The 26,662-nt window shown below is 53.8% G+C and carries 26 protein-coding genes and 1 pseudogene; 4 read left to right on the forward strand and 23 right to left on the reverse strand.

From position 1 onward, the window contains the following. The first annotated feature begins 5 nt into the window (after positions 1-5). The 4 genes from A6U95_RS04155 to A6U95_RS04170 all read left to right on the forward strand — a co-directional run bounded on the left by A6U95_RS04155 (position 6) and on the right by A6U95_RS04170 (position 5,395). Positions 6-2,735, forward strand: a complete 2,730-nt coding sequence (locus tag A6U95_RS04155) for a cation-transporting P-type ATPase (RefSeq protein WP_065683578.1) — start codon at positions 6-8, stop codon at positions 2,733-2,735. A gap of 274 nt (positions 2,736-3,009) precedes the next feature. Next, on the forward strand, positions 3,010-3,612 hold the full coding sequence (locus A6U95_RS04160) for a YfiR family protein (RefSeq protein ID WP_065683579.1): 603 nt from the start codon (positions 3,010-3,012) through the stop codon (positions 3,610-3,612). After that, complete coding sequence (locus tag A6U95_RS04165) at positions 3,609-4,856, forward strand: diguanylate cyclase (protein ID WP_065683580.1); 1,248 nt, start codon at positions 3,609-3,611, stop codon at positions 4,854-4,856. Before A6U95_RS04160 ends, A6U95_RS04165 begins: the two co-directional genes overlap by 4 nt. 41 nt (positions 4,857-4,897) lie before the next feature. Then, positions 4,898-5,395 carry an OmpA family protein gene (locus A6U95_RS04170; protein WP_065683581.1) on the forward strand — a complete coding sequence of 166 codons (498 nt, stop codon included), beginning with the start codon at positions 4,898-4,900 and terminating at the stop codon, positions 5,393-5,395. A 330-nt stretch (positions 5,396-5,725) separates the two neighbouring features. Here A6U95_RS04170 and A6U95_RS31380 read toward each other — a convergent pair whose 3' ends face one another. The 23 genes and pseudogenes from A6U95_RS31380 to A6U95_RS04280 all read right to left on the reverse strand — a co-directional run bounded on the left by A6U95_RS31380 (position 5,726) and on the right by A6U95_RS04280 (position 26,626). Beyond that, positions 5,726-7,507 carry a prophage tail fiber N-terminal domain-containing protein gene (locus tag A6U95_RS31380; RefSeq protein ID WP_083196311.1) on the reverse strand — a complete coding sequence of 594 codons (1,782 nt, stop codon included), beginning with the start codon at positions 7,505-7,507 and terminating at the stop codon, positions 5,726-5,728. Between the two features lie 62 nt (positions 7,508-7,569). Next, positions 7,570-11,013 (reverse strand): DUF1983 domain-containing protein, encoded by a 3,444-nt coding sequence (locus A6U95_RS04180; RefSeq protein WP_065683582.1) that lies wholly within the window; start codon positions 11,011-11,013, stop codon positions 7,570-7,572. Between the two features lie 59 nt (positions 11,014-11,072). Further along, positions 11,073-11,669 (reverse strand): tail assembly protein, encoded by a 597-nt coding sequence (locus tag A6U95_RS04185; RefSeq protein WP_065683583.1) that lies wholly within the window; start codon positions 11,667-11,669, stop codon positions 11,073-11,075. Between the two features lie 62 nt (positions 11,670-11,731). Further along, the gene (locus A6U95_RS04190) at positions 11,732-12,154 is read right to left on the reverse strand and encodes a hypothetical protein (RefSeq protein WP_065683584.1); all 423 of its coding nucleotides are present in this window, start codon (positions 12,152-12,154) and stop codon (positions 11,732-11,734) included. A gap of 51 nt (positions 12,155-12,205) precedes the next feature. Next, on the reverse strand, positions 12,206-12,430 hold the full coding sequence (locus A6U95_RS31670; protein ID WP_037375462.1) for a YebO family protein: 225 nt from the start codon (positions 12,428-12,430) through the stop codon (positions 12,206-12,208). A gap of 69 nt (positions 12,431-12,499) precedes the next feature. Then, positions 12,500-13,201, reverse strand: coding sequence for a C40 family peptidase (locus tag A6U95_RS04200; RefSeq protein ID WP_065683585.1), 702 nt, complete (start codon positions 13,199-13,201; stop codon positions 12,500-12,502). A 2-nt stretch (positions 13,202-13,203) separates the two neighbouring features. Further along, a complete protein-coding gene (locus tag A6U95_RS04205) occupies positions 13,204-13,956 on the reverse strand; it encodes a phage minor tail protein L (protein ID WP_065683586.1) in 753 nt (250 codons plus the stop codon). Positions 13,957-13,964: 8 nt separating this feature from the next. Further along, the gene (locus A6U95_RS04210; protein WP_065683587.1) at positions 13,965-14,318 is read right to left on the reverse strand and encodes a phage tail protein; all 354 of its coding nucleotides are present in this window, start codon (positions 14,316-14,318) and stop codon (positions 13,965-13,967) included. After that, the gene (locus A6U95_RS04215) at positions 14,318-17,725 is read right to left on the reverse strand and encodes a tape measure protein (RefSeq protein WP_065683588.1); all 3,408 of its coding nucleotides are present in this window, start codon (positions 17,723-17,725) and stop codon (positions 14,318-14,320) included. The genes A6U95_RS04210 and A6U95_RS04215 overlap by 1 nt, the downstream gene beginning before the upstream one ends. Positions 17,726-17,759: 34 nt before the next feature. After that, positions 17,760-18,041 carry a DUF4035 domain-containing protein gene (locus tag A6U95_RS04220; protein ID WP_065683589.1) on the reverse strand — a complete coding sequence of 94 codons (282 nt, stop codon included), beginning with the start codon at positions 18,039-18,041 and terminating at the stop codon, positions 17,760-17,762. Then, positions 18,041-18,460 (reverse strand): phage tail assembly chaperone, encoded by a 420-nt coding sequence (locus tag A6U95_RS04225; protein ID WP_065683590.1) that lies wholly within the window; start codon positions 18,458-18,460, stop codon positions 18,041-18,043. The genes A6U95_RS04220 and A6U95_RS04225 overlap by 1 nt, the downstream gene beginning before the upstream one ends. A gap of 15 nt (positions 18,461-18,475) precedes the next feature. After that, positions 18,476-18,754, reverse strand: coding sequence for an Ig-like domain-containing protein (locus A6U95_RS31385; protein WP_241810621.1), 279 nt, complete (start codon positions 18,752-18,754; stop codon positions 18,476-18,478). Further along, a pseudogene (locus A6U95_RS31390) lies at positions 18,746-19,177 on the reverse strand (phage tail tube protein); the annotation flags it as partial. The gene A6U95_RS31385 and the pseudogene A6U95_RS31390, both read right to left, overlap by 9 nt. 56 nt (positions 19,178-19,233) lie before the next feature. Beyond that, entirely contained in the window at positions 19,234-19,581 is a 348-nt protein-coding gene (locus A6U95_RS04235) for a DUF3168 domain-containing protein (RefSeq protein WP_065683592.1), read from the reverse strand. Beyond that, a complete protein-coding gene (locus A6U95_RS04240) occupies positions 19,578-20,024 on the reverse strand; it encodes an HK97-gp10 family putative phage morphogenesis protein (RefSeq protein ID WP_065683593.1) in 447 nt (148 codons plus the stop codon). Before A6U95_RS04240 ends, A6U95_RS04235 begins: the two co-directional genes overlap by 4 nt. Then, positions 20,021-20,359 (reverse strand): phage head closure protein, encoded by a 339-nt coding sequence (locus tag A6U95_RS04245; RefSeq protein ID WP_065683594.1) that lies wholly within the window; start codon positions 20,357-20,359, stop codon positions 20,021-20,023. Before A6U95_RS04245 ends, A6U95_RS04240 begins: the two co-directional genes overlap by 4 nt. 9 nt (positions 20,360-20,368) lie before the next feature. Continuing rightward, positions 20,369-20,695 carry a head-tail connector protein gene (locus A6U95_RS04250; RefSeq protein WP_065683595.1) on the reverse strand — a complete coding sequence of 109 codons (327 nt, stop codon included), beginning with the start codon at positions 20,693-20,695 and terminating at the stop codon, positions 20,369-20,371. Between the two features lie 8 nt (positions 20,696-20,703). Beyond that, complete coding sequence (locus tag A6U95_RS31170) at positions 20,704-21,012, reverse strand: hypothetical protein (RefSeq protein WP_065683596.1); 309 nt, start codon at positions 21,010-21,012, stop codon at positions 20,704-20,706. Between the two features lie 46 nt (positions 21,013-21,058). Further along, positions 21,059-22,273 (reverse strand): phage major capsid protein, encoded by a 1,215-nt coding sequence (locus A6U95_RS04260; protein ID WP_065683597.1) that lies wholly within the window; start codon positions 22,271-22,273, stop codon positions 21,059-21,061. Between the two features lie 12 nt (positions 22,274-22,285). Then, positions 22,286-23,143 carry a head maturation protease, ClpP-related gene (locus A6U95_RS04265; protein ID WP_065683598.1) on the reverse strand — a complete coding sequence of 286 codons (858 nt, stop codon included), beginning with the start codon at positions 23,141-23,143 and terminating at the stop codon, positions 22,286-22,288. A 12-nt stretch (positions 23,144-23,155) separates the two neighbouring features. Then, positions 23,156-24,460 carry a phage portal protein gene (locus A6U95_RS04270; protein ID WP_065683599.1) on the reverse strand — a complete coding sequence of 435 codons (1,305 nt, stop codon included), beginning with the start codon at positions 24,458-24,460 and terminating at the stop codon, positions 23,156-23,158. Next, entirely contained in the window at positions 24,460-26,205 is a 1,746-nt protein-coding gene (locus A6U95_RS04275) for a terminase TerL endonuclease subunit (protein ID WP_065683600.1), read from the reverse strand. Before A6U95_RS04275 ends, A6U95_RS04270 begins: the two co-directional genes overlap by 1 nt. After that, on the reverse strand, positions 26,156-26,626 hold the full coding sequence (locus A6U95_RS04280) for a phage terminase small subunit P27 family (RefSeq protein WP_065683601.1): 471 nt from the start codon (positions 26,624-26,626) through the stop codon (positions 26,156-26,158). The genes A6U95_RS04275 and A6U95_RS04280 overlap by 50 nt, the downstream gene beginning before the upstream one ends. Positions 26,627-26,662: the final 36 nt, after the last annotated feature.

The following is a 26,662-nucleotide window of genomic DNA, read 5'->3' on the forward strand; positions in this document are numbered from 1 at the left end:
ACTCCATGCCAAAACATTCCCCCACTGCATACCAAGAGCCGCCCAAGCCGGAAAAAGCCTGGTATCAATATGATATTGAACAAACGCTTCAGCACTTGAACGGCCAGCAACAAGGCCTGAGCGAGCAGGAAGCCGCCGAGCGGCTGAAGAAGTTTGGCCCCAACGCCCTGCCGGAGCAGGCAGGCAAAAGTGCCTTTATGCGCTTTATTGCCCACTTTAACGATGTGCTGATTTATATTTTGCTGGCCGCCGCCTTCCTCAAAGGCATTATGGGGCATTGGATCGATACGGTGGTTATTCTTTGCGTTGCCGTGATCAATGCCCTTATCGGATTTGTGCAGGAAAACAGCGCAGAGAAATCGCTGAAAGGCATTAAGAATATGCTTTCCAGCCAGGCTATTGTGGTGCGTGACGGAATTAACCACACCGTGAATGCGGAAGATTTGGTCCCGGGAGATATCGTATTATTGCGCCCTGGCGATAAAATTCCCGCCGACCTGCGGTTACTGGAATCTCACAACCTTCAGGTTGAAGAGGCCATCTTGACCGGCGAATCTACCGTGGTCTCGAAACAAACCGACGCTATCCCTGATGAAGTGATGATTGGCGATCGCACCAACCTGTTGTTCTCCGGCACCACCATCAGCGCCGGGAATGCCAAGGGCGTGGTTATCGCAACTGGCGGCTATACCGAACTCGGTCACATCAGCGAGATGATCTCGACCGTTAAGACCCAGCGCACCCCGTTACTGCAACAGATGGATCGCCTGGGCAAAAACATCTTCATCCTGATCCTGGTAATGATGGTGTTGCTGTTCGTGTTTGCCTTCACAATGCGTGATATGCCGCTCGGTGAGCTGCTGGTAGCGTTGATCAGCCTGGCGGTGGCCTCGGTACCCGAAGGTCTGCCAGCCATTATTTCCATTATCTTGTCCCTGGGCGTGCAGTCGATGGCACGTAACCGCGCGATTATCCGCAAACTGCCTACGGTAGAAACCTTGGGCTCGATGACGGTGATCTGCTCGGACAAGACCGGCACGCTGACCATGAACGAAATGACGGCAAAAAACGTCATCATGGCCGACCATGCCTACCGTGTGGAAGGGGAAAGCTATGAACCGGTTGGCGGCATTTTCTTTGCCGACAGTAACAAACCGGCGCAAGTTCAAGATATCCCACCGTTAGCGCAGTTCATTACCGCGATCACCCTGTGTAACGACAGCCAGGTAAAGCAGGATGACAGCGGCCGCTGGGCGATCACAGGCAGCCCGACGGAAGGTGCACTGAAAGTGCTGGCGATGAAGGCCGGATTGGAAATAGGTGAAGCCCGCCAACTGGCTAAAATCCCGTTCGACTCCAGTTACAAATATATGGCGGTACGTAGCCAGGTAGCAGGCAAGAATCAGGTGTTCCTTACCGGCGCACCGGACGTGCTGTTCGCACTGTGCGAATTCGAACTGACCGATTCTGGTATCAAGCCCTTCCGCCGCGGCTACTGGGAAGCGGAGATGTCGCGCTTTGCCGAGCAAGGTTTACGTATGGTGGCCGCCGCCAGTAAAACCACACCAGACGGCGAGGTGGCGCTGGATCACGGTGATATCCGCCAGCAGATGGTGTTTATCGGCATCGCTGGTGTGATGGACCCACCGCGTCCTGAAGCGGTCGCTGCTATCGCCGAATGCCAGCAAGCGGGGATCCGCGTGAAGATGATCACCGGCGATCACCAAAAAACGGCCATGGCCATCGGGGCTATGCTGGGTATTGGTAACAGCCAGGATTCCATCACCGGTTCCCAACTGGAACATATGGATGACCAGGCGTTGGCGGAAGCCGCCGTGCGTTACGATATCTTTGCCCGTACCAGCCCGGAACATAAGCTGCGTCTGGTAAAAGCGTTACAGGATAAAGGCGGCGTGGTAGGGATGACCGGCGACGGCGTCAACGATGCGCCAGCGTTGAAACAGGCTGACGTCGGTATCGCCATGGGGATCAAAGGCACCGAGGTCACTAAAGAAGCCGCCGATATGGTGCTGACCGACGATAACTTCGCCACCATCGCCAGCGCGGTAAAAGAAGGCCGCCGCGTTTACGACAACCTGAAGAAAACCATCCTGTTCGTGCTGCCGACCAACCTGGCACAGGGCCTGCTGATCATCATCGCCATTCTGGCCGGTGCCATGCTGCCGCTGACGCCCATCCAGATCCTGTGGATGAACATGGCCACCTCCACCACCCTGTCCTTCGGCCTGGCCTATGAACCCGCCGAAAAAGGGCTGATGCACCGTAAACCGAGGGTGCCGGGCAGCAACGTGTTGGATCTGCACGCTATCTGGCGCATCGGCTTCGTCGGCGTGCTGATCGCTCTCAGCGCCTTCGCCCTGGAAGCCTGGATGGCGCCACGCGGCTACAGCAGCGAGCTGATCCGCACCGTGTTACTGCAAACCCTGGTCACCGCGCAGTGGGTTTACATGTTCAACTGCCGCACCGCAGACCGCTTCCCGCTCAACCGCCAGTTGTTCCTCAATAAGGGCCTGTGGTTGGTGAGTGGCGTACTGTTACTGCTGCAGATGGCCATCATTTATCTGCCGTTTATGAACGCGCTGTTTGGCACCGCGCCGCTGCCGCTGTTCTATTGGGGAGTGACGTTGATGATAGCCATTGGGCTATTTCTTATCGTAGAAGTAGAAAAATGGGTGATTAACCGCATCAAAGCGAGCCGAAAAACGCTATTATAAGCGCGTAAGGAAACACTACTTTCACTAAAACGCCTGGCAAACCCTGCCGGGCGTTTTATAACGTTAAAAATACCTAGGAAAAATCTCATAAAACCGAGCATAAAGCGCACAACAAACGGCTCTTATAATACAATCCGCCCCCAAGACGGTCAGGTTATGCTTTTTGGGTAGTGTGATTGATTGTACGTGGCAAAGTTTTACCCTTTTCGACTAGGCTCAATTATTTAGTATCAGACTGCCGCGCCACCAAGCCGGCCGTAGGCAGGAATGGCAAATGAAGATGTCGATAAAGGCCAGAAGGTTGGCTGCCAGGACACAGGGTTTATATAGCAACCCGGTCCGATCGCGTCGCATGTTACCGATCCTGCTGCTGGCTATGTTGACGTTTCCCAGCTTGGCCGGGGCTGATACACAAGATCCCTACCAAAAACGTATTCATACCGTCACCACCGTGGTGGTGGGGATTATCAGCTATGCTCGCTGGCCCGCCAAACCTGATCCGATCCGCTTGTGCGTGACTGCGCCTGTGCAGTATGCCGAAGGTCTGTTCGACCCGGTATTGCTGACAGCACCGCAGCCAATCAAAACCCTGCGGATCGAGATAGATAATCCGCAGTTGGCAACTAGCTGCGATGTAGTGTACTTGGGCGACGTTAATGCTGCTCAGAAACAAGATTTTTTCCACCGGATTTCGGGTCACTCGATCCTCAGCATCAGCGAAAAGGATATGGAATGTGCTGTTGGCAGTGCCTTTTGTTTGCAAATCAGCAACGATCAGGCGGGTTTTAAAGTGAATCTGGACTCACTGGCGCGCAGTGGCGTGCGTGTTCACCCCAACGTGCTGCAGTTGGCGCGTAAAAAGGTGCCGCCGCAATGAAACTGTTAGGTCAAAAAGGTTCGGCTACATCTCGCCCTACGCTGGGCCAAGTGCTGCAACGGATGAACCTGGGGCTGGCGCTGATCGCCGTCAGCGCTGCAGGGATCTTCCTGACGTTGCTAGCGCTGTTTGCCCTGCGAGCCTATGCCAACCATAACCTGCATCTGATTGCCCGCTCGATCAGTTATACCGCTGAAGCCGCCGTGGTGTTTGAAGACCGCCCCGCCGCTCGCGAAGCGTTGATGCTGATCGCTTCGAACGAGGAAGTGTCGGAGGCAAGGATCCTGGATATGCGGGGGGTCGCCTTGGCCAGTTGGAGCCACCCAGCGGACAGTCCATTGCATGGGTTGGAACAGATGGTGGCCCGCTGGATCTTGCCGGAAGCGGTGGTTTTGCCCATCGCCCGTGAAGGCAAACAGATCGGCCTGGTCTGGCTGACCGGCAACGGCAGCAGTCTGTTGAAATTCTTGCTGCGCGGCATGGTAGGCATGATTGCCTGCCTGATGCTCAGTACGTTGTGCGCCCTGGTACTTTCCCGCAGAATGCTCAGAGGGATCGTGACCTCCTTGGACGATATCACCAACGTTGCCCATACGGTACGCCGCGATCGGACTTTCGAACTGCGGGTGCCTTCAGCACCGATTGCCGAACTGCACGAACTGAGCTGTGATTTTAACGGTCTGCTGGATGAAATCGAAGCCTGGCAACAGCACCTGCAACAAGAGAATGACGCATTAACCCACCAAGCCACCCACGACAGCCTGACCGGGTTGCCAAACCGGGCCTTCTTTGAAGCTCAGTTGGGCCGCGCGCTGTCAGAGCTCGAACCCGATGAAAAGCTGGCGGTACTGTTTATCGACGGCAATCGTTTCAAGGAGGTGAACGATAACCATGGCCATGCTGCCGGTGATACCGTCTTGATCACCATCGCAGAGCGCCTGCGTAGCAGGTTGCGCAAGCACGATCTGGTCGCCCGGATGGGGGGTGATGAATTCGCCATCCTGCTGGCACCGCTCAAAGACACCAACGATGTGTTGCCGATTGCCGACATCATCATCGAGTGTATGCAACAACCCATTGTGTTGCCCAACAAGGAAAGAGTGATCGCCGCACTGAGTATCGGCATCGCGTTTTACCCTGAACATGCCTCTACCACTCAGGAACTGCTCAACGAAGCGGATGACGCAATGTACCGGGCAAAACACCTGTCCCACGGAGGCTGGCGGTTAGCGATGCGCAAATAGCACCAGCACCGGGCCTCAAACAACCAAAAAGAGAAAAATCAATGTTACAGCAAAATTTTAAACGGTCTTATTCCCTACTGGCGTTAATGTTTATCACCTTGCTCACCCTGGCAGGCTGCCAGAGCAAACCACAGGGGCTGACGGCGGAACAGATCGCCTTACTGCAGGCGCAAGGGTTCAAACTGACCGATAACGGTTGGGAGTTTGGCTTTTCCGACAAAGTGCTGTTCGGTAACAACGTCGGTAAATTGAGCCCTCAAAGCACCGAGATCGTCGAGAAGATGGGCAAGGCGCTGAAGAGCGTTAACATCGTGCAATTCCGCCTGGATGGTCATACCGATAACTACGGTGAAGACAGCTACAACGACCAGCTTTCACTGCGCCGCGCCAACGCCGTGGCCGATGTCCTGGCCGGTGTCGGCATCCCGCGTGCCAATATAGAAACTCGCGGAATGGGCAAACGCCAGCCGGTAGCCAGTAACGCCACTTCCAGCGGGCGCGCTGAAAACCGTCGCGTGGCGATCGTCGTCACCCCTTAAGAAACAGCAAAGTTCACCTAATGGTGAGCATTAGCGGTTATACTTGGCGATCGTCATAGGGGATCTGGGAACCGGTGCTGAAACGGGCTACACTCAGGCCGCCAGACATCCTATAAAAACTGATAGAGAGGCTCGGAGCAACGTGGCTCAATACGTCTATACAGTACTGAGCCTCTTTTTACCAAGTCTGCTTAAGCCTGCTTATCCTATGTTTTAACAGTATTTTTCTACCTTTCTGTTTCAACCTCTCCTGCTCAACTCTACCCATATTTGCAAAGTTTCTGCCCCATTTATGCCCCATAGAGGCCGGGATTTCTCCCGGCGCTGCTATCACTCCTTGGGCTCTTCTGTCGGTGCAGGCGTTTCATCTGGTGCCTGCTCTTCGCCGTTCTCCGGCTCCGCTACCTCTGGCTGTTCTGGTTCCAGGATAACTTCGTCTTCCGGTTCTGGCTCAGGGACGTACTCCGGCTCATCGCCGCCAGGCATCTCGACACGCAGATCAATCCAGCGACCGGCAGGGATGTCGATCGGCTGACCTTCCTTGTATCCGACCTTCACGTTCTGGGCGAACTTCGGCGCGGTAGAGTTTACGCGGTGGAAGGTCTTGATCAGCAGGTCGCCGGTTTCATCTACTTCATAATCAACCCACACCAGCGGCAACTTATTGCGGTCTGTCGGGATTTCGATACCACCATCCACCCCGCCCCACTCGGCATCAGCATTAAAGCCAAGGGTACCAGAGATACGATAGACCCCTTCGGAAACCCACTCGGTGGTCACACCCTGGCTCTGATCGTTGAGTTCGCTCGTACCATCGCCGAACAACTTCACAATCGGGCTGGCTTTCTTGATAAAGCCGTTGGCGTCTACCGTAGTATTGCCGGTGTTCCAGAGGAAGAACTCTTGATATTTACCAGACGCATTACCTGTTACGCATTTAATTTCAGATGATGAATAGTACGGCATCAGCATTGCATATGTATCGCTGGTGTTCCATATCAAACTCGGATTGTAAGCGGGGAACCCGCCAACGGCGGCGCTCAGTCGGAAAGACGTCAAACCGTTTTGTGATGACTGCCATGTTTTAAATGATTCTAAATCCGAGAAGGTTTTCCCTACCCCTTGCAATGCAGCATAACGAGTATCGTTATAACTTTGACTTCTGAAACTTTCCCAATCCGTCCACGCAGATATACCTGCATCATAAACCCTCTGGAAAAAATACGCGCTTGCTTTATATGGATAATATTGTTGGGTTACATAGATTCCGCTACCAACAGATGCGCGAGATACAAAAACTGTCAATGTTCCAGCCAAGTAATTTGGGTAGTTTCTGGCTGGGGTTGCGTTGGCACTTGTTGACTGGTAATGATCACCCTCTTCAAAAACCGTGTTTAAATCTTTCGTCCCTAAAGCGATAGCTCTTGTCGCAAATTTTGCATTTCCTGAATAAACATCACTAGGAAATGTTACCGTGCCGTCTTCTTTATACATTGCGCTAAAAGCTGTCCCTCCCCAGCGCTGCGTCATTTGTCCCGTTGCAACAGTATTGAAAATGGCACCTTTCTCAACGCCGTCTACATCTTTAAAGCGCATTATTACATTTGCACCGGGCGTTTTTGCCTGCATAACCACATCACTGAGTGACGTGACCCCGTTATTAAACTTCACCGAACTAGCAACAGTTTGCTCTGTCGCCACTACTTTACTCAGCGCGTTTGTCATTGCCGCCGAGGCGTTGTTTTCACTGGTCTTTGCCGCTATTGCTGATGCGGCCGCTTCTGCTCGCATCTGGTCTACCATGGCCACAATTGCGGGGTTGAGGTCACTCTCACCAGGGATAAGGAGGAAATCGTTTAGTGTCCCCGTCACTGAGTTCACCATTACCTGTATGACGCCTACCCGCTCAGGCTGACGACCTGCGGCGGTAATCATTACATCATACTGACCAGGCTCAACGCTCAGCGTATAGCGGCCAGTTGCGTCAGTTACTGATTGGGAACGCGCCTGAATAACAACTGATGCAGACGTTCGGACAGCACGCAATTCGATGACTACACCTACACGCGCGTCACCCATTGGGCCTTTTAATACACCACTGATTACTGCCATATTTTTACTCTCCAATAAAAAACCCGCCGGAGCGGGTTATAGTGATTGTTGGTTTTCCATAACTACGAAGAGAAAGGATTTTGCCCCTTTCGGAATGCCATGACAGCTATCGCACCTCCAGTGCCGGGAACTCCGGGGCCGGGGTGGAGCGTACTTGTCCAAACATGGCCGCTTGGAGCCCCAGTAATTCCGAACTCAACATCTAGCGTTCCGTTAGCTGGAACATCAATTACGATAGAACCTCTATATGTGGCATACGAGTCATATCCTGCACCACTGGCATTAGAACGCCAATAATCAACACCATTTACTTTAATATAGACTTGCCCGCCACCTGGGCCAGAGCCTGTTGTGACTATATTCACGTAGGGGATAACCACAACCGATGCATAAGGAAGGCCACCGTTAAAATACCTGTGATTGCTCGCATTAACGCCTACTACATAAATTGGATCCCACACTCCAACATGTACCGTGTCACCTAAAATTTTCTCGGCAAAAACAGTGCCTGTAAAATACCCATCCGCGCCACGTATTTCACCGCCAAAATATCCGTTATATGCTCGAAGCTCCCCAGCAAAGTATCCGGCCTGTGCTTCAATAGTCCCTCGAACATAAGCACTATTAAACCAGGCGGCCCCCCTTTTATCGATTGCCCATCCCTCCGTTTTGCTATTGTCTGGATCCCACACCCAGTCATTTGACGTTATAGACTCGCCAATTTTTGCATTAGTGATAGAGCCGTCTTTGATGAATGCCGAGTTCATAAAGACCTGGCCACCATCAATGGCGAACGGGACGGATACCGCCGAACCGGCCCCGCCTGGCTGATTAAGAACAGCAAAGCGATCGGCAGATATAAGCACCTGGCTCTGCATCCCTTCGGGGGTGTTCTCCACCCCTACGCCGATCCCGGCAAGATACTGTTTCCCGTCCACGGTCTGACCGACCTTCACAGACCACATATTTTTTAACTCTCTGGCATCTTCGATTGGTGCCAGTAGCTCTTTGCCAAGCTCGGTATCCGTTATTTGGCCTGCCAGATAATCAAGGATTTCGTCAGCCTGATTGCTCGATGCCCCCTGCGTCCAACCAGTCCATGGCCCAGCGTTACCCAGCCGATCAACAAGGCGGGCTCGGAACCAGAATTTAACGCCCGCAGCTAACCCACTCATCGTGTGGCTACGTTGCGGATAGGCATAATCACCCAAGTGCATTGCGCCCGCTCCGTTCGATTGGCTGCTATACCAGATCTCTGTCCTTTGAGTGTCTTCGGCCCCTGGAGGGAATGCCCAATTAATGATTATCCCCATTACCTGGCTGGCAGTGGTAAAGCTGGCCAGAGCTGGCGGCTCTCCTATCTTGCCCTTTAAGACCATTTCCGGGGCGTTGGCCCAAACACTGGAAATCTCTGCCGGGTTTATTGCCCGGACACGCGCCTGGTACCGGCCAGCGTAAATACCCTGCACCTCAAAACCCAGCGTTGAAACACGCGGGCCGGGTATCCAGTTGCCGTTATCCCTGCGCCATTCCGTTTCGTAAGCAATAGCGCTCTCGGCTCTGTCCCAAGTCACATAGAGCGTGGCCACCGCCAACCCCTGGATCGTCGCAGAGTTCTCTCTGATCCGGACGTTAGCCGGTGGTGCCTGTACGCCCGGAGGAATCACACTGATCGGGCGGTCTTCGATACGTGCGCCGGTGTCGATACGTGCGTACTTGTCCGGGTCGTGCTCGATGGCCGTGATATCGAACGAAACACCGTCTTCGTTTTCCGTAATACCGGTGACACGGAATTGTTGAATAGCCAGATCGGAAGCATCAACAGCCCACGCGCATTCTGCCGCTGGCGCTTCGCTGTAGTTGGTCGAAACGGTCACTACTTTGCCGCTGACAGCGCTGATTGTCCGGGCCTGTGATTTGCCGCTGGGCAGGTTCACGATAAGACGCTCACCGACTTTTGCTGACGACACACGATCGAGCGTAATGTTACGGCCAGAAACAGAGCTGATACGGCCGCCGAGTGGCCGCCCTGCCATCGCCTCATCTGCCACGCCGATGATCCACCCCGGCAATGGTATGTTGCCATCCATGCCCACAGTAAAGGAGATCACCCGGTCTTTGTCGTTGGTCAACAGTAGCCACTTGCCGCGGCGAATGGCCTCGGTCTGACGGGTACACCCGATAGCAGTCAGATCAGCCTGTTTGACCTGGTAACGGCGGATAAGCGCGTTATCAAAGACTGGTTCTACAGAGTCTTGATAGCTGTTTGCCGGGTCGCTCCAGCTCACCATTGCCACACTATAGTGTGTCTTCTCACTGGAGCTGCTGTCCGTAAATAGCCCGTCTTTGACGTTAGCGCGGGTATAGATGTAATCGACATCGCGGGGCATATCAGCCAGCGCATTCATGCTGTTGTTGGCCCAGTACGTCATGCCACGGAAGATGTTCGCGAAATCGCGCAGCACCGTCCAGGCCTCTTCCTGCGATTGAATGTAGGCATCACAGAGAAAACGGGGTTCTGTGCCGCTGCCGCCGCGCCCATCGGGTACCAGTTGATCGCAATACTGCGCTATGGCGTATAAGTCCCACTTCGTCAGCGCCAGGTTCTCAGCTTTAACACGGCTACCGATGCTGTAGCGGTCGTTGATAAGCAGATCGTAAAACACCCAGGCAGGGTTATTCGTCCAGGCCCATTTAAAACTTCCGTTCCAAGTACCGGTATAAGTACGCTTGATCGGGTCGTATGTCGTGGGGATACGGATCACGGAACCTTTAGGCTCGCAGGAAACTTGCGGGATATTCTGGAACTGTTTCGCGTCGAACTGCACGAAAAGCAGCGCGGTTTCTGGGTACCGGAGTTTCACGTCGATCAGCTCGGTAATCGACTCAATAACCATCTTGTCAGCTATTCGATTGCTTGTACTGTTCGGCGTTATCCTGCGCACCCGCACCTGCCAGCCGGTGGTGGCCTTTGGTAGATTAATGCGGTGGCTACGCTCGTATTTTGTCGTGGTCTTACCATCGACCGCAGTTTTCAGCATTTCACGATACGCTCCCCCATCGGTCGCAACGTCTAGCGCGTACTCGATGCGATAGCCCACCACGTCACCGTTATCCCACTGCTCTTGTAACTGCTGCCATGAGAAGCGAAGACGGATAGCTGAGAGTTGGGTGTTGGTCAGCGAACGCACCCACGGATTTAAGCTGGTAAGTTCGGTACCAATGGTGATCTCGTTTTCAACGTCGGGCATGCCGGGGATATAGTCCTGATCCGGAGTACCTGGACGAAACTCCCACTTCACGCCAGGAAAGTTCTCCGAACCATCCGGGCCGATGATCGGGGTACCATCGAGAAAGATATTGGTACCATCCAGACCACCGGCCAATTCCCCCTCGGCAAGCGCAAGCAGGATTTTGGCGTAAGAGGTAGATTGCAGGGAGTCAGGGGACTCAACAGGCGTGTGGGCATCACCGCCGCCACCCTTGCGGCCTTCAATTGTTGCCATTGATTTTCTCCAGGCGTAAAAAAACCAGCTCATGGCTGGCTAGTGATGGGGCAGGTTGTTTACTGCTGGTCTTCGGCGAAGATCCCCGCAGAGATAATGGCACCACCGATCCGGCGCTTGCCGTAGAGAATCGGTACCGGATTGCCCTGGGCGATTGTGTTCACCGGCCCGCCAAAAGCATATGACGGCTTATTATCCGGGCTTTCGCGCCGCGCCAAGCCGCCTTGCTGCGGTGAAAGCATTTGCACTACACCGCCCAGCATCATCGAAGCACCTGACATGTATAAATAAGGTGACATGGCAGCAAATGGAGTGAAGTTAAGCACAGCGCCAACGGCTACTAATACCGCACCAAGAATAGTTTGGAAAACCCCGGCCTTTTTGCTACCGATGATAATAGGTACGATTTTAATTTCATCATTACATCCAAATTCCAACTCATCACGCCCAATATTTCGCTTACCATTGAATATTGCAAAAGTAAGTCCATGCATTTTGCTTGTCGTCATGAACCTTTCGAACCCGGGTACTACCACACATAAAGCCTTAATGGCTTCCATAGGGCTTTTTATTGATAAGTTGATTACACCTTTCTTCAACTCACTAAACTGGCGCAATGGGCCATATACTTTAATGCTGATTAGTTTATCACTCATTGAGCCTCCGGTTATATATAAAAAAACCCGCCAGAAGCGGGCTTATTAAAACTATTTTAAAGTTATAGGCTAGATGGCTTTATGTCTATCTCAGCATCTGCCCCAGTATAAATCCTGAATACTTTTCGTTGCCCTTGCTTGACCACCACCTCTCGTTCCTGCCTGGCTTTCCCACTATTACATAACCCTTTACCTTCAAAGGCGGCTCCTATCATCAATTCACCAGGTGATACGAAGAATACTGCCTTTTCTTTTACATCAAGGTTGGCAACTCGTTGCCCATTAATATAGGCTGTAATTTCACAAGCAGAACCAACAACACCACTATCTCGAACAATAGTAACTTCTGCACCATTTACCACTGGTGATTGAAGTAAAAAAACTCTATTCGGTGGTGCGGGTTTAGCTTCATTTATAGGCACGGGCGAAGATGCGCACCCGGATAAAATAGCTGTAACAGCAAAAGCCAAAAGTAAATTTCGCAACTCATCCCCCTCTAAACTCACCTACAATAATAGCTATCGCAACTGATTTTGTCACAATCCCGCTTTTTTCCTAGCCTCTTCAAGATATCCCTCGGCAGAGTTATCGCGCTTTGTTGCCTCAAAGTTTGGATCGAGTATTTTTGACAATTTACTATCGATTGATTCCAACAACTCAATTTGTCTATTTGCCCTGACACTTGCCCTATTCAAGAAGTACCATATAGCTATACTTACAACTAGGGAAATGATATACCAAAGAAAAAAGCCAACATCCATTTTTGCCACCCTCTCTATAAATAGAACGGTAAGCGTAACAATTTTTCCTCTATGAAGAAAGGTTAAAAATCAGCCATTATAGCGAAGCGTGATGATCGTCCTTTCTTGCCAGTAGCCATCGTAGGGAACATGCTTACTAAGGTGGCCATACATGTGGTGGAGCATCACCCCGCCGCCGAGATATACCCCAGCGTGGTTCGGCTCGTCGGCCCGCACCTGCATAATGATTACGTCGCCGATTTGCAGATTACCGGTTGACGGTATAAATCCAGCCTCTGCATAGTGCTGCATGTAAAGATTTTCGCCGCGTTCCCACCAGCCATCGGATCGGGCGAAGTTCGGTATCTCGATATCGCACTCCAAACGGTACCAGTCCCGCACAATGGCGTAACAATCCCAGATACCATGCACAAACGGACGCCCTAGCAGTGGCTTAACGCCCTCGGTGGGTATGATCGTTCTGATATCCCCTTCTGGCCAGCTGGCAATCACCCAGGGCAATTGTGACAGGTCACATTGCGCCTGGTCGAGCTGGCTCGGCTGCGTTGTGGCGTCGGGATGGCTGTGAGCGATAGCGACGATCTCTCCGGCATCCTCTGCGGCCGCGTAGTCCTCAGGATGCATGCTGAATTGCTCTGTAGGCTCCGGGGCCGTATTCCGGCAACGTAGATACTGCTGACGGCGGCCATTCTGTATCACAAGCCCACAACACTCAGCAGGATAGGCCTCCGCTGCATGCGCAAAGATCGCGTTGATAATGTGCTTTCTCATGGCTACCTCTTCAACAATGCGGAGCCAGGGAAGCCGCCGAACGGCAGCGGATTACCTTTCCCCCAGCGGGGTTCGCAGCCGGTGGATAGCAGGCCAGAACAAGCATCTTTCGACGGGTCACTAACTGGCTTGCCGTCAGCGTCAAAATACTTGGTACCGGTGTAACCGCACGACGCGCCGCGATACTGCCCCCGGATGCACCAGGTACAGAGACTGTGGATTTGCCGAGTGGGGATCATGATGCCTTGCAGGTCAGCGGGCGAAGACAGTGCAAACTGGATGCCGGTATTGCTGCCGCTGATCTTGCGGTCGATGTACCACACGTCAATTTTTTGCTGTGTCGCGTCGGCCTGCGGGTTGCCCTCTGGAAAGTTTCTGGCATCGAGGTAATGCGCGTAAGTATCGCGGATCGTGACCTTAAACATAGCCAGATTTTGGTATGCCAGGCACATCGAACCAACGGTGCCGTCAATGTTACCCACTGACAACGTAGGGCTCGGGGCGGTGCCGTCGCTTGTGACCTCCAGCCCCTCAATCTCCACCGGCCACGGCTTGTACTCACGTCCGCCGAACCAAATCGACTTGGCTGGCAGCTTGGCCGGGTCATCGCCGGCTTTTTCCAGCTCTGCCGAGGTAAAGGGGAGCGGGTGGCTGTGAAAATACAACTCCGGCCCGCTAAATTGGCTGCCGTCCACTTCGAACAGGCGGATTTTACTCCCAGGCTCAAGCACCTGGTGATCAGCATTGATAGACATGGTTTTACCTATGGTTTGAAGGCAGTATCAAACGTGGCTGCAAGCTGGTACATCTGATCGCCGCGGTCATTCTTGCCCAGTGCGGTTACTTGATATTTACTGCAAGTGAACAGCCCAAATTCAAAATTAGGCGTCATCCACTTAAACGCTTTATATCCAGCGTGACGTTTGAAAAAACTCCTGATCTCGAAAGTGCGCTTCCAGTTTCCAACAAATGTTAATGACCAGCTTTGGAGTTCAGCATTCAGCCCATCGCCAACCTGCTGTTTATAGCCATCGCCGAATTGAACTTCACGTAAACGAAAGGAGTGGTCGCCAGTCGGGTTTACCCTGGCGGCATAGGTGAACGTTTCCAGCGCCATTATCTACCCCCTCTGATTGCACTATTGATTGCCCCGCCCTGGCTAAGATCCTTATTGCGCAACTTGACGTATTCCCTCTGAATAATCGCAGAAAACTCACGCGCAAAGCTCTCGCCATCTCCGCCGCCAGCAACTGATGTAGAACCGTTTTCGTTAATCGTAACGTAAACATTTCCACCAGTACCGCCACCCGCGCCGATAGATTGGCTCGCGGTTGTATGGCGAACACCCAACGAGCCACCGGTTGCAGTTGGTGAAGCTGAAACCAACCCGCCATCCGCATAGCCGCGCATCATGGCGTAAAGGTTATCCACACCTATCCGCTCCGTAGCCTCCTTAGTCATTACGAATTCGCCACGGTGCACGATGCCGGCCTCTTCATATTTACCACCGGCACCGGTGTAGCCGCCGAGGTCATACGCTGCAAAGTTGGTGCTCAATCCCATCGCGCCGGTTCCTGCGGATCCTGCTGTGCCACTAACCCCGGATGCCGCCCCACCAATGCCACCAGCAAGCCCACCGACAACGCCGGTAATGGTCTGCATGATGGAACTGGTGATCAGCGCCTGCGCCGCCATATCGATAAGGTTTTGAACGATGGATTGAGTTAGGGACGCGAAGAGGTTAGTCACCCCCTCCTTGAACGTTTGGGTACCTGTCAGCAGACCGGTAAGCATGTTACTTGCCCGTTCTGTGGTTGCCTGGAACATATCGACAGCCATCTTCTGCATATCACCCTGGCTAGCATAGAGTTGCAGGGATGCCTGATAACGTTGCTCCATCGCTTCACGATCCGCTGCGACAATAAGCTGATTGGCCCGCCCTTGTGATATCACGCCAGCTGTAGCATAGCTCTCGATCAGTGCCTGCCGTTTGGCAAGTTGGTTTTCGAGGTTCTGGATAGGATCGACATTACCGGCCAGCTCTGCGGTACCGGAAACAGCGTAACGCTGATCGGCCTCGGCCTTCGCCTGCAAGTAGGCCGTGTTGATATCCTGCTTACGGCGAGAAAGTTCCTCGGCGCTTTTGATTTCACCGTCAGCCAGTTGGCGCTGTAGCTGCTCATTAGCCTTTTTCTGCACGTCCGCAGCCTGGCGGTAGGGATCGGAGGCAATAGCCGCGTTGTGGTCTTCCCACCGCTGCTTTGCCTCTGCTAGCGTCTTGTTCAAACGCTCCAGCTCTGCCCGCTGTTCGTTAGTCCACTTTGTACCGGCTTCCAGAGACGCGGAGAATAAAGCCGCCGCCGCATCGCCCTCTTTCAGTCGGACGCTTTCAACCTGAATTTCCTTATTCAAGTTGGCTATCTTCTGCTGGTAATCCCCTGCCACCCCAGCGGATTTCTTGCTAGCGGAGGCTGCATCTTGCTCCGCTTTTTGCTGGGCTTTTGTCGCTGCGGTGAGGCTCTCAGTTGTTCTCTCAGCAGCAACTTTACCCGCAACATAAGCCTCATAATGACCAGGGGGAAGCTTTAGATCATCGGCCTCATAAATTGCCTGTTGCTCGGCCTTTGCTATCCCTTTTAGCCCTGCAAGTGCCTTTTCTCGCTGGACTTTTATCATTGCTGCTTGCTGCTTTTCGTCAAGCTTCGGAAGTGCCAAGCCTGCGAATTTTGGAGCTGCCACAGAGGTAGATAGGCCCGTTACCCTGTTAAGCTGCGCATACATTTCCGCAAGGCCACCAACAGCCCCCGCCAGTGCTGCGGTCTTATTTATCGATTCATTAATCGCCTGAGTACGAAGGGCTTCTGTATTACGTAATGTTTCCGTTTGCCGCTCAAGTGCAAAGTTTTTCTGGCTTAGCTGCCCCTGCGTCTCGATCATCGCCTGCTGGATGTCTTCAAGCGACATCAGCGTATTGATACGACTCATCCAGGGACTTTCTTTAGCGTCGGCCTCCATTTTCGTCAAAGCAGACAAGCTATCTTTCAGCTTGCGAACTTCTTCTTCCGTCTTGGCGATTTCAGAACGCTGCACAGCGATAGATTTTCCGGCATCTACAGCTGTGGATTCCAAGCCAGCGATCGACATATCGGACATCTGTTTGCGGACTTGTTCAACAGTATTTCCATATGCCAGAGCTGTTTTCCTGGCTTGCTCGTTTTTTTGATGGGTGTAATACCATGCCGCACCAATCCCAAGCACGACCCCCGGAATACCGCCGACAGCACTTAACAAACCACCCCCCAGACGCGCCCCCAACGATGTAACGGCGTTCAGGCCACCCTGGGCGGCAGTTCTTGCCGCTACGCTTGCGGATACTTGGCCTTGTGCAACAGCAAGCTGCCTTTCTGCAATGATTTGCGCCTCAATCCCCACCGCCGCAGCCCTTGCCTGCTGAGCACGGTAAAGCGTGGCTCGAGCTGCGGCAGTAGCTGCTTTTGTGCCTTCAACCTGGGCGGCTGCAACAGCTACCTCCGTGCGGTATGCCCCCAGCATTTTTCCCGTGGCCGTTTGTACACCTAAAGCCAAGTTTCCAAAGTAACGCACCGCGCCGATCCCGACGAGCACACCAAGACCAGTGGCCACATTATCGATATTGCCTGCAAGCCCATCCATAACACCGGCAAGTGATGTTGTGATACCCGCCGCCTGGTTCTGCCCGCCAATCCACTCCATAAATGCGTTATTGATGCGTGTTGATGCTGCGCTGACGCTGTTTGGCATGGTGTCGAATTCTTTCCTAACCTGCCCGAGCTGACTAATTAGAGCAGGGACGATCACCGGGGTTGGCAACTTCCCTGCATCAGCTAACCCCTTAAGATCCTTTTGAGCTACCCCTAAGCCGTCAGACAGCATTTTCATTATCCGCCCGCCAGACTGCGCAACAGAGTTAAAATCCTGCCCACGAAGAACACCACGGGCTAGCGCTTGTGATAATTGGGTGATCACTGTGGATGTCTCCTCAGCAGAAGACCCTGACACTTGCAGACCGGTAGACAGCGCTTCAGTAAGAGATAAAATATCCTTGGTTGTGTACCCGTATTCACGCAGCGAACTGGATGCTTTCGAGAACAGACTGGCGTTAGACTCGAACGTTGATCCTGTGTATTGGCTGATCCGCATTAATCCGGCTTGCGCGGCGCTGAAATCTTCTGCTGAACTGGTGGCCAGCTTTACCCGCGCATTGAGCGAGTTCCACTTATCGGCCATGGCGATCAGGTTACCGGTGGCAAACGCCCCAGCAAACGCGCCAGCCATCGCTAATGCACTACCACGAACGGTCGCCAGTTGACCATTCAGATCGGCAAGCGCCCGCTGACTTTGCCGTGTCGCATTCGCCGCCTGGCGGTTACCCTGTGTCATTGTTCTGTGATAATCGGCTCCCATGCGTGAGGCACGGGCGATCTCAGTCTGGAAGGAGCTGGAGTTTGCCGAAATTTTAATGATTAGCTCACGCAGAGATGCCATATTTCACCTATAAAAAAACCCGCCGCAGCGGGTGTTAACTAGCCAGATTTTCCAGAAATGCCTCAAGCCCAGCGGTATCCTCTTCTTCCGCGTCTTCCTCCGCGTTCCAGCGGATCAACATATCCCCGATGGACAATGGATCTTTTGTTCGCTGGGCATTGAAGACGGCGGCGGTGATTTGTGCGGCGAGATAATCACCACGGTCATCACCAATAGGGCTTATCCGGTCAAAAGCCATCCACATGCGCAATTCACTTACGCTGATGGATTGCTGCAGCTCGCCAAGGGTTTTGCCGAGGCGCAGAGCCAACTGCATCAAGAAGAAGGTTTCTGGCTCTCTGACTTTTTTTCAGCGTCTTCCGTCGAGGTTTGCAAAGCCATTGCCTGCTTTAACAGCCGTGAATGCACCGGCCCGTAAAAGCCAATAACTTCGGTCAGATCTTCCGGTGTGAAAACAGGCTGTTGATCTTCATCGAGCAGAACATCGATAAACATCACAGCATCAGCGCGGATGTTGCGTTGCGTCTGCTCTGAAATTGAGAGCTCAACCTGTTTTGCGCCCTCTTTTGGCTCTTCAGGCTCCATAACCTCCCGCCACCGGCCCCAACCTGCTGGCGAGGGTTCACGCAGGATCACCTTTGCCCCATTCCACTCGGCGACTTCAACCAGCTTGGTGCGAAAGCCCGCCATCGGCGCTGACACCAGCGCCTTGAGGTTTAATTTCTTTGCTGCCATGGGTTAATGCTCCTATTAGGCTGCTGTGACTGTCACAACACACGTTGCGGTTTTAGCGCCGTCCGTGGTTTTAACGGTGATGGTTGAGGTACCAGGTGTGAGGCCGGTGATAACGCCCTTGTTGGTTACCATAACGTTTCCAGGTGCCGAGGATGTCCATGTCACGCCGCGGTTAGTGGCTGAGGCCGGGGCGATCGTTGGGGTCAGGGTGAGGCTGGCACCCGCGGCAACGGTGGCCGTGGCTTTGTCCAGGGTGACACCGGTGACCGGGATGTTTACAGCGTAAATCCGCACCGGCTTACCAATGATGCGCAGCGTATATGAGGCAGATACGATGCCGGATGTGGCCGCACTCCAGCTGTTTTGACGCACTTCGGCAAGGTAGGCAAAGCCGTTACCGGAAGGGAATACGATACGAATAGCGCGGCGGCTGTCGTCTTCATAGGCTTCCATCAGGGAATCCTGGGCAGCATCGTAACCGCTCCAGTTTTTACCGATGGTCATTTCAGACGGTGCTTTCAGGCCGTTTGTCATCTCCTGCTCTTCGGAACACAGCGTGGTAACTTCAATATCAGCCTTTTGGCCGCCTGTATAGCTGAGTTCCTTTGTGCTGCACGATGCGGCAAGCCAGGTAACACCAATAGGATTAGCTTCGCTGACTTCACCAGCGGAGACGCTGATCACCGTGCCTTGCGTTTTTTCATACTTACTTGTCATGAGTTTTCTCCAGACATAAAAAAACCGCTCGTAAGCGGCTGTGTACGGGGGTTGGGTTATCGCCACACACTGAATTCGAATGAGGCGCGGAAAAGACCGGTGTCGGGCTCGTGGCCACTGAAAAGGTGGATTTCTGCCGGGGACAGGACCTTTACCGCCTCCTCGGCCTGGGCGCGTATGGCCTTCGCCTCGTCAATGCTGCTGGCGTACACGTCGATCTGCACCATGGAGGCCGTTTCAGCGGTACCGCAGAACACATCACCCCGATTTTCATCGGGAACGGTGTAGACGATCCACGGTGGCTTTACTGCTGGCTGCCCCTCCGGCGTAAGTTTGACGACATACGGGTAAGCCTGTCCGCCCACCAGCGGTTTTAACAACGGGTTAAGGTCAGCTTCGGTCATTTGGATAACACCTGGTCAATGGCCTCATTGATCTTGGCAAAAGCTGCCGCTGCTGCCTCCGCTTCCTTGGCGTCGTAAGCTGGCCGAATAAATGGGACGGGGGCCAGTTTCGACGTACCAACCTCGATAAAACGCCAGTAGAAAGCATTTTTCGGGTTGCTGGCCTTCATTGAATTGTCGCTGTTGCCCGTTCGTGGGTTGCGGCCCCGAATATGTACCCCGGCAACCGCCCCGCCATCCTTGGCCCTCATATTCACGGCGACGACATTACGCGCCAGCTTGCCGGTTTTCTTCGGCGCACGGGCTTTGACTTCATCACGGAGCACCATTGCCCCTGCCCGCGTAGCCTGGCGTAAAACGTTGCGGTTCTCAGCTTTGCTTAACAGTTCCAAATCCTTCGAAATGTCGAGCAGGCCGGAAAAATCCAGGTTGCCGCTGATCATGGTTTCACCCCACTTTTACAGAGAATTTCCAACCGGGTTCCCTTGGGATCGGGGATCGGTGGGCCGGTAATCTCCAGCACGGCCCCTTTAAACGGGCCATTCAGACACAGAAGCCGGGAGGCGGCGGTAATATCGGTGCGGTGACGCACCCAAACGCGGATAGTGGCTTCTGCCTTCTCGGCGCCGGATGCCACCAGCTCGCGCCCGCTGATCGCCTTCACCTCTGCATAAACAGTCTTGCCGTCGCGCCACTCCTCCAGCTCCTGCCCGGAAGCGAGTTCCACCGGGACAAAGTTCTGAATGGTGACGCGGTGGCGCAGTCGGCCTGCTTGCATAGCGCCCCCTTACAGTCCGTAGATCCGATATGGTTGCAAGAGAGCCGTTACCGCAAAAGGTAAGGTAGTGACAGACTGGCTGATAACAGTAGCTTCCCTGTTTTCATACCAATTGCCGATCAGCAGCAACATGGCCACCTTCACATCGTCACTCAGCAGCAGGTGATCTTCATCATCTGCATAACCCGGTTCTGACTCGGTGGCGTACAATGTGCGGCGGGTGTACATCTCAATCTGCTTTTTTGCCGCGCCGATATAGATATTGAGCGTCGCATCATCCGCGCTGAAATCTGGCTCCAGGCGGCAATGCTCTTTTACCACTCCCAGATCAATCATGGTCCACCTTATTTTTTAGCCTTTTTGCTGGTTTCAGGCTCTGGCTGCTCTGGCTGCTCTGGCTGCTCTGGCTGCTCTGGCTGCTCTGGCTGCTCTGGCTGCTCTGGCTGCTCTGGCTGCTCTGGCTGCTCTGGCTGCTCTGGCTGCTCTGGCTGCTCTGGCTGCTCTGGCTGCTCTTCAGCGTGCTGTCCCTCTGCTAATTCCGCATAGCCTTTTTTGATAAGCTCGCGACCGTGCTGCTCTCGGGTTTCGAACATCTCCCCGTCGTTGATCACCTTGCTACCAAACAAGATTTGCACCAATGCTTTGACTTTCATGGCATAACTCCATTGAAAAGCGGCCCGCAGGCCGCCAGGGGAAAGATTAGCCGCCAGAGGCTGGCGCAGTGAATGGGCCAGTAACGAAGGCTTCAGGACGCTTCACCGCCAGAGCAAGGCGCTCTTCGCAACGGATGGTGACCATGTTCTTTTCGAAGTCGTCGGTGTTCTCGGTACTGATCACCACGTTCGTTTCTTCACGGTCGAAGATCTGAGCGCCAGCGTTGAATGCACCCGTCAGGAACTTGCCCTGGAAGGCGGCAGACTCAGTTGCTACCACCGGCAATCCCCACAACGTCGGGCCGGTCAGTGCTGCCGGGTTAGCCAAGAGATAGCGGCCCAGAGTGTCCTTGATCAGCTCGATCTTCGCCCAATCGATAAAGTGCAGTACATGCCCAGAAGCCGGGTAGCGGGCCAGTTGCGACTGCAACATTGCCAGGCGTAAATCATCGATGCCGTTCTGTTTATCCACGGTAAAGGCCGGGCTGTATCGGGACGCCTGCGGCATGATGCCTTCCAGGTGTACGCCTGTACCATCACCGAACAGGATCTCCAGCTCTTCAACGTACTTAAGGCCATAACGCATCTCTGCATCGACCTGAGATTGCAACTGTGCAAAGTCATCCAGGATCTGTTTGGACGCCTTAAACAGGTGTGCAATGGTCCGGACCGGAGTGATTTTCTCTTCGAACTCAATGCTGCTGTAGGGTTTTTGGGTGTTTTCCGCCACAACCGACGCTTTATTGGTGAAACCGGTCTGTTGCACCCAATAAATTGTGTTTGAACCGGTAGTGCCTGGAGCAATCAGGTCGCGAATGAAAAGACGCTGCTTTGGCGCAACATCAATGCCCGGCAGGCGATCTGGGGCGATAATTTGCCCAGGAACATCCGTGGAGATCATGGCTGCCTTAACAGGCACGCTGTGCCGCTTTCCACTCTCAAGACTGGCGGAGAAATCTTTCAGCCCTTCGGACGAAATAACCTGCTGGCCAACAGACTGCACAACCTGAATGGCGTTATTGAAAGGCATCTGCGCAACATGTTGCTCCAGATCTCCCACGGCTGCCTTCAGTGTTTTCTCTGCCGCCACCAGGGCGTTGAACTCGGTGGCCATCTTGTCTACTGCCGCCTTAGTTTCCTCGGAGAGGACTCCAGACTTCTTGGCCTCTTTCAGGGCATCCTCCGCCTTGGCGTTAAATTTGCTGGTTGCCTCTTCGATAGAAGCGGTTACTTTCTTAAGAATTTCATTAACTTCTGACATAATTTCTCCAGATTATTGGCACGCCGAAACCAGCCCGTTCAATGCGGCATCCAGTTTGGCTAAGGTTTCAGGGGTTGCTTCTTTGGTAGCGCTCGGCGTACCGTCGGGATCGGTAACAGCGCCTGGCGTGTTACCTTTTAACGCCTGGAGCAATTTCCTGCGCTCTGAGCGTGGTGTATTGGCTTTTGCCAGCAGGGCATCCAGTTTGCGCAGCGCTGCAGCGGGTGAGTCATCATCACCGGCCACCGCATCGGCGGAAAGCAGGCGATCAGCCAGCCCCTGCTCAACGGCATCGCTGCCACCAATGTAAGTTTCACCGTCCATCATGCTCTGAACTGCCTCAATATCGAGGCCGGAGCGGGCCGCGTAAATATCCGCCATGGCCTTGTCGAACGGCTCAAGATAATCGGCCAGTGAGGCGAAATCGTGACGGTTGCCCATCGATACCACCCAGCAGTTGTGGATCATCAGGAAAGCCCCGCGCCCGATTTGTATCTCGTCGCCACCCATGGTGATAATTGAGGCAGCACTGGCGGCAATGCCCAGGACTTTAACGGTCACTTTGCCGGGGTGCTCCCGCAGCAGGTTGTAAATCGCCAGCCCCTCAAACATATCTCCACCAGGGGAGTTAATATTTACCGTGACATCAGCGCCATTCATTGACCGCAAGGCGCCGGCGATCCGTTTGGCGGTGACACCTTCGCCCCAGTAGTCCTGCCCGATAACGTCAAATATGGAAATACTGTTATCGTCGGTAGTGGATGCCTTGATGCCACCATTCCAGCGCTCAAGCGCAGAAGGCATGGGCTCACTGGAAACACCCGCGCAGGGGCGACCCACCGGCGCTGCCGGAAGTTGTTTCTTTGTCATGGGGTATTGCTCCTACGCCGCTCGTTTCAGCGGGGATTGCTCGATAGGGACATCGGGGAATAGGTAGTTATGCAACTGAGTAATGTTTGCTGCCTGGGCGCCGAGGTTGTTTAGCTTCAAATCTTCCAGCGGCGTCAGGTTCAACTGAACCGTGTAGATCTCGCCCCCTGGGATCGGTGGCATGTTTTCCAGCTTGCGCACGTCGTTGCGACTCATCCAGCCGTTTTGCAGCGCAGTGGTGTAGTAGGCAGAACGGCCCACACTGTCAGCACGCAACAGCCCTTCAACGGAGAACTCGGCAAAGTAATCTTCATCACCATCAAGCAGGCAGCGGGCGATCTCCTGCTCGATGTTCACCAGCAGCGGGCGCAGCGTGTTGGTCAGGAATATCAGGTTCATCCCCTCAACGCTGGAGGCCCAGCTGCTTTGCTTTGTAACATGTCCCACCATAAACGGAGGGACGCGAAACCAGCGGCAGACCTCTTCAATGCTGAATGCCCTGCTTTCCAGAAGCTGCGCGGCCTCGGGGTTCATGGTCACGTTCTGGTAGGAAAGCTCATTCTCCAACACCATCAGCTTTCCGGCATTTTTGGAGCCTATAAATGATTGCAGGCTTTTGCGCAGCCGCTCACGCTGCTCCGTATTCAATGCCGTTTTTGAAGATAGAAAGCCGGTGCTCTGCAGGCCGTTTTCGAAGATCTTGGCGGCAGCTTCATCCACCGCCATGGCAGCCCCGATCACATCCCGGCCAGTACTCAATGGCATCATGCCGCACACACCATCTAGGCCGAAGCCGCGAATATGCATCATGCGGTCAACAGGGATCACCCGCTTGGCCCCGTCCTCTGTATAGGTGTATTCAAGCCTGCCAGTGGGCAGCCTTTTAACCACCATGTTCTGTGGTAGCAAAGGATCGAGCGCCACCAGCTTGCGCCCTATCATTTTCTTCTCAACAAAGGCGTTGCCCCGCAAGCAGATACTGGCCACCACCAGCAACATGAAGCGCGAAGGTGTCATCTCCATATTGGGGCGGCGGCACAATACCTGGTATGCCGGATGGGCCTGCGCCAGCGTGCGGGAACCGTCAGCCTCTCTGCTGTAAACCTTCAGGGGCAACGTAGAGATAGACTCACTCAGCAGGCGAATGCAGGCCCACACAGCTGAAAGCTGGATCGCCTTATCGGCGGTAACCACCTTGCCGCTGCTGCTGGTACCAAACCACTCTTGCCAGAATGTCCCGGTGGTGAGACTGATCGGGACCCCCAGCCAATTTAAAAGGGCACTTTTTACGCGCCCTGGTTGTTTGTTTTTGTCCATCAGATACCCACTATGATCGGATCATCAAAAAAGCCCTCTAAATCGCCGTCATCCTCGACAACCCCCTCGGAAGCACCAACCGACATGGCAAGCGATACGATGCCATCGATACGGCCATTACTGCGCCGCTTGCTGAATACCCTGTTGCCGCTTTTATCCTCTTCGATCACGGCGTTCGCCGCATTCCAGCGCAGGCAAGGGTTGAACAGGATGGTAATCTTCTTCTCTATGATGAGTTTTTCTAACAACTCGATAGAGTGCGGCATCCAAAGGCCAGATTCTTTCGATTTGCCGAAGCCCTGACCGTGTGGTACCAGCGGAACGGTAACCCCTTCATCCAGCAGCTCCGGCTCCAGATAATCCATGTGGTAACGGTCAAACGCAATGGACTGTATATCGAACAATGCCGCCAACTGAGCTGCCCGTTTAGCCACAAACCCGTAATCAATAACGCTGCCCACTGGCGCATGCATATATTCTTCACGCACCCAGGAATCGTAGGGAACACGGTCATTTCTGGATCTGTCCATCAAGGTGTCTTTCGGTGTCCAGAACTCCACCAGCGCTGTTCGGATTTCAGGGAAATACAGGGCGAGTGAGGTCAAATCCCGCTTGCCTGACAAATCCAGGCCGCCATAACACACCTGCCCTTGTAGCTCGCCAATGTCGAATTCCTTCTCGCAAGCCATCCAGACATCACCACCGATCCATGGGTTTTCAGCATCCACCCACTCGCAGAAGTTGAGGCGGCGCACCAGGCTTTCTTTCGAGGGCATGCCCCGCGCATCCTCAACCTGTTCGCGCAAATACTCCGCATCGAAGGTGTGCCCCATGGAGGGGTTAGCCTTTGGCCAGCAGGATTCATCTTTGAAAGGATCATCACCTTCATCCAGCGAACAGATGAAAGCAAAGAAGGCATCATTGGTTTTTTGCCCAGATGCCAAGTGCTGGCCGTACTGGTGATATTCGTAACACACACTGGTTTTATCGTGGCCACTGTTGGTGATCATGAATATCAACGCCTGACGGCGGCCTTTGGTACCGGCACGCATCATCTCTACGGCTTTGTTATCCTTATGCTCGTGCACCTCATCAATCAGCGCACAATGCGGGCGCGGGCCAGACTGACCATCATCAGAACTGATAGGGCGAAAGAAGGAGCCGGTCTGGAGGAAAGCCAGGTTCCATTCTTTGCCTGCGCCGCCAGAGGTCGAAATGCGCTGCGATAATGCCGGGGACTGATTGACCATCGCCACCGCATCACGGAACAGCACCATGGCCTGGTCTTTTTTCGTCGCCGCCGCATACACCTCGGCGCGGGGTTCTTTGTCCGCCATCAGGCAATACAGGCCGATGCCCGCAGACAGTGGGGATTTACCCGAACCCTTGCCAGATTCAACATAAGCGGTGCGGAATCGTCGGGAACCGTTGGCCCTCTTCCAACCAAATATGGAGCCAACAACAAACGCCTGCCAGGGTAAAAGGATGAAAGGTGCGCCTTCATGCTCGCCGCCGTTCAGTTTGAGGACTTTGGCAAAGAAATCGATAGCACGCGTGACCGCGTCAACATCCCAGCAAAGCCCCCTACTTTCCCCCTGATCCAGATCGTTAAGATGACGCCTGCAGGCGTTGCGAATATCGGGGCCAGCGATAATGCGCCCCTCGGTAACATCGAGCGCGTACTGTGTTGCCGGATCAGGTGCCGAAGAACTCGGCGAGCGGATCCGTTTCTTTTTCTCCACCATTTACATTCACCTTTGACCTGGCCGCAGGTGTCAGGCCAAATTCCACCAGGTAGCTTTTAAAGCGCCGATCGGCATCGGCCAACATAGCTACTGCCGGGTTGGCTTTAATCAGGAAATCACCCATCTGGGTTTTGGTTGTGTAAGTGCGCCCTTCGATATCCACGATCTGGCGCAGCTGTAAAATCTCCGCATACAGATCACAAAGACGTTCCAGGGCAAAAGTATCTGCAACTGTCAGAATGCCCATGCCATCGAGCAAGACGGTCATTCGGCCCCAGGCCGTTTTTCCCCAGTCGGTAAGATGGGCTGGCGGGCTGGGGATCTCCCTTGCGGGTTGTGGCTCTTTATCGTTGAGTTTGCGTTTGCCCGGATTGCCTGTGACCACTTTCAAATGGGTGGGCTTTGGGCGTCTTCCGGCCATGTTTTGCCTCCAGAAAAAAACTTTTCATTTCGCGGT

Source organism: Serratia sp. 14-2641, from assembly GCF_001692375.1.
GTDB lineage: Bacteria > Pseudomonadota > Gammaproteobacteria > Enterobacterales > Enterobacteriaceae > Chania > Chania fonticola_C.

What these genes read in the sequence shown, in the direction of transcription:
- A6U95_RS04270 (WP_065683599.1), bottom strand. Translation starts at nt 24,460, where the DNA reads ATGGACAAAAACAAACAACCAGGGCGCGTAAAAAGTGCCCTTTTAAAT.
- A6U95_RS04280 (WP_065683601.1), bottom strand. Translation starts at nt 26,626, where the DNA reads ATGGCCGGAAGACGCCCAAAGCCCACCCATTTGAAAGTGGTCACAGGC.
- A6U95_RS04215 (WP_065683588.1), bottom strand. Translation starts at nt 17,725, where the DNA reads ATGGCATCTCTGCGTGAGCTAATCATTAAAATTTCGGCAAACTCCAGC.
- A6U95_RS31380 (WP_083196311.1), bottom strand. Translation starts at nt 7,507, where the DNA reads ATGGCAGTAATCAGTGGTGTATTAAAAGGCCCAATGGGTGACGCGCGT.
- A6U95_RS04265 (WP_065683598.1), bottom strand. Translation starts at nt 23,143, where the DNA reads ATGACAAAGAAACAACTTCCGGCAGCGCCGGTGGGTCGCCCCTGCGCG.
- A6U95_RS04205 (WP_065683586.1), bottom strand. Translation starts at nt 13,956, where the DNA reads ATGTCTATCAATGCTGATCACCAGGTGCTTGAGCCTGGGAGTAAAATC.
- A6U95_RS04250 (WP_065683595.1), bottom strand. Translation starts at nt 20,695, where the DNA reads ATGATTGATCTGGGAGTGGTAAAAGAGCATTGCCGCCTGGAGCCAGAT.
- A6U95_RS04165 (WP_065683580.1), top strand. Translation starts at nt 3,609, where the DNA reads ATGAAACTGTTAGGTCAAAAAGGTTCGGCTACATCTCGCCCTACGCTG.
- A6U95_RS04220 (WP_065683589.1), bottom strand. Translation starts at nt 18,041, where the DNA reads ATGCAGTTGGCTCTGCGCCTCGGCAAAACCCTTGGCGAGCTGCAGCAA.
- A6U95_RS04160 (WP_065683579.1), top strand. Translation starts at nt 3,010, where the DNA reads ATGAAGATGTCGATAAAGGCCAGAAGGTTGGCTGCCAGGACACAGGGT.
- A6U95_RS04240 (WP_065683593.1), bottom strand. Translation starts at nt 20,024, where the DNA reads ATGATCAGCGGCAACCTGGATTTTTCCGGCCTGCTCGACATTTCGAAG.
- A6U95_RS04245 (WP_065683594.1), bottom strand. Translation starts at nt 20,359, where the DNA reads ATGCAAGCAGGCCGACTGCGCCACCGCGTCACCATTCAGAACTTTGTC.
- A6U95_RS04200 (WP_065683585.1), bottom strand. Translation starts at nt 13,201, where the DNA reads ATGAGAAAGCACATTATCAACGCGATCTTTGCGCATGCAGCGGAGGCC.
- A6U95_RS04260 (WP_065683597.1), bottom strand. Translation starts at nt 22,273, where the DNA reads ATGTCAGAAGTTAATGAAATTCTTAAGAAAGTAACCGCTTCTATCGAA.
- A6U95_RS04210 (WP_065683587.1), bottom strand. Translation starts at nt 14,318, where the DNA reads ATGGCGCTGGAAACGTTCACCTATGCCGCCAGGGTAAACCCGACTGGC.
- A6U95_RS04170 (WP_065683581.1), top strand. Translation starts at nt 4,898, where the DNA reads ATGTTACAGCAAAATTTTAAACGGTCTTATTCCCTACTGGCGTTAATG.
- A6U95_RS31170 (WP_065683596.1), bottom strand. Translation starts at nt 21,012, where the DNA reads ATGAAAGTCAAAGCATTGGTGCAAATCTTGTTTGGTAGCAAGGTGATC.
- A6U95_RS04180 (WP_065683582.1), bottom strand. Translation starts at nt 11,013, where the DNA reads ATGGCAACAATTGAAGGCCGCAAGGGTGGCGGCGGTGATGCCCACACG.
- A6U95_RS04275 (WP_065683600.1), bottom strand. Translation starts at nt 26,205, where the DNA reads ATGGTGGAGAAAAAGAAACGGATCCGCTCGCCGAGTTCTTCGGCACCT.
- A6U95_RS04185 (WP_065683583.1), bottom strand. Translation starts at nt 11,669, where the DNA reads ATGAGTGATAAACTAATCAGCATTAAAGTATATGGCCCATTGCGCCAG.
- A6U95_RS04225 (WP_065683590.1), bottom strand. Translation starts at nt 18,460, where the DNA reads ATGGCAGCAAAGAAATTAAACCTCAAGGCGCTGGTGTCAGCGCCGATG.
- A6U95_RS31670 (WP_037375462.1), bottom strand. Translation starts at nt 12,430, where the DNA reads ATGGATGTTGGCTTTTTTCTTTGGTATATCATTTCCCTAGTTGTAAGT.
- A6U95_RS04235 (WP_065683592.1), bottom strand. Translation starts at nt 19,581, where the DNA reads ATGACCGAAGCTGACCTTAACCCGTTGTTAAAACCGCTGGTGGGCGGA.
- A6U95_RS04155 (WP_065683578.1), top strand. Translation starts at nt 6, where the DNA reads ATGCCAAAACATTCCCCCACTGCATACCAAGAGCCGCCCAAGCCGGAA.